A 2,036-nucleotide genomic window follows, 5' to 3' on the forward strand; every position below is an offset into this window, starting at 1 on the left:
GAGACGCTTGCGGCGATGCGCGCGCGCATGACCGCGCTGCCGGAAGGATTCGACGCGCGCGGCGTGATCTGCCTTAACGGTCATCCGGTCCCGCGAGATCTCTGGGGCATGGTCAGACCGAAGGCCCCCGCCATCACAGAGGTGACATTTCACCTTCCACCTCAGGGCGGCGGTGGTGATGGCAAGAACCCTCTCGCGACCATCGCCAGCATCGCGCTTATGGTAGTCTCGGGTGGTATTGCCGGCGGCACAATCCTTGGCGGCTTCACCGGCTTCACCGCCGCCGGCCATGCCACCTTTACCTCGATGATGCTGGCGGCCGGCGTGTCGATCGGCGGCTCGCTCCTGATTTCCGCCCTGATCCCGCCGCCCAGCATCGACAGTTCAAGGGGCAGCACGATCCAGAACCCGGGCGCCGCCTCGGCTGAGGGCAATGTGTTGGAGCCGAACGGGCCGATCCCGCGCGTGGTCGGCGAGCGGAAGGTCTACCCGCCTCTGGCCTCGGAGCCCTTCACCTATTTCTCGGGCCCGGATGAGCTCGTGGAGGCGGCCTATATCCTCGCTGGGCCGCACCAGATCTCGGACATCCGCCTCGGCGCCGCCTCGGTCACCAGCGTGACGGATATCGAGCATGAAGTGCGCGAAGGCTGGCCCGGCGAGCCACTGATCAACATGATCCGTCGCCAGTCCCGGACAGAGCCGGTGCAGGCAGAGCTGCGCGGCCATATCGTGAGCGATGAGGATGGCCGGACGATTTCCGCTCCGACCGGTGATATCGGCTCCTCTATGCCGCAGGTTCAGGTTATCGCCACGCGCGATGCGCCGGACGAACATCAGCTGCAGCTGACCTTCGGTCAGGGTCTGCACCGTAATGGCAGTGAGACGGACCGGATCCGCGTGCCGCTTCGGATGAGGATGCGGCCAGTCGGCGGGGAATGGTTCAATCTACCGGAGCTGCATTTTCAGGGGTCCACCCTTCGGCAGGTCCGGGCGACGATCAGGCTGGTCTGGTCCGACGACGCCGGCCTGACGCCGGCCGCGTCGAATGCAGAGGGATGGGTCGAGGCGCGCAAGGCATCGCCCGGGCAGACCGCTCTGCCGGCCTCGCCGGATTGGGCCGCTGATCCTTACTTCAGCGGCGCTGGCGACAATTACATGAGCGCGGCAAACCTCGGCACCACGGGGCTGCGCCATATCGAAATGGATCGCTACACCGCGACCATCGCGCTTAAGCCGGCGGTATTCCCGCGCGGGCGCTATGAGATCGATATCCAGCGCGGCGCGGCCTTCGCGTCGTCGAATTACAATGCGGTGGCATATACCTTCAGCGGCTCGGTCTGGAACTTCTGGGGCGTCCAGGGCGCGCCGGGCCAGATCGTCATGAGCCGGGACAAGGTGCTGGACACGCTCTACCTGCTGCGCTCGATCTCGATCTGGAACCAGCACCCGCTGCCCTCGCGGGATCTCGCGGTGGTCGCGATCCGGGCCCGGAACAGGGCGGTGGATCGGGTGTCCTGTGTCGCCGGCGGCTGGGTGAAAGACTGGGATGGTGCCGGCTGGAACAGCTGGAGTGTGACCGACAACCCTGCGCCGCATCTGCGCGATATCTGGCTCGGGGCCGAAAACCTCGACCCGGTACCGCAGGAGCTGGTCGATGATGACGGCCTTGTGGCCTGGCGCCAGCACTGCATCGATCAGGGCTATAGCTGCAACGCGCTGATCGAGGATCAGAGCCTCGACGACGCGGCCCGGATTGTCGCGGCCTGCGGCTATGCCAAGCCGATGATGAGCGATATCTGGAGCGTTATCCGGGACTATGACCGTTCCGGCGAGGCTCCGGTGCAGATGTTCACGCCGCGCAACATGAGCGGCTTCCAATGGACGAAGGGCTTTGCGCGCGTTCCCGAGGGCTTCCGGGTCAATTTCCGGGACGCGACCCGGGACTATGACAGCCACCAGATCAGCGTGTTCCGGCCTGGCAACTCGGATGACAGCGGCCGGATGGAACAGATCACGCTGGAGGGGCTCGTGCATGA

At 65.5% G+C, this 2,036-nt stretch carries 1 protein-coding gene; it reads left to right on the forward strand.

The features are described from left to right. A partial coding sequence (locus AC4FS3_RS28495; RefSeq protein ID WP_491023337.1) for a hypothetical protein occupies positions 1-2,036 on the forward strand: 2,036 nt, incomplete at both ends.

The organism is Pseudogemmobacter sp. TB195 (genome assembly GCF_058313095.1).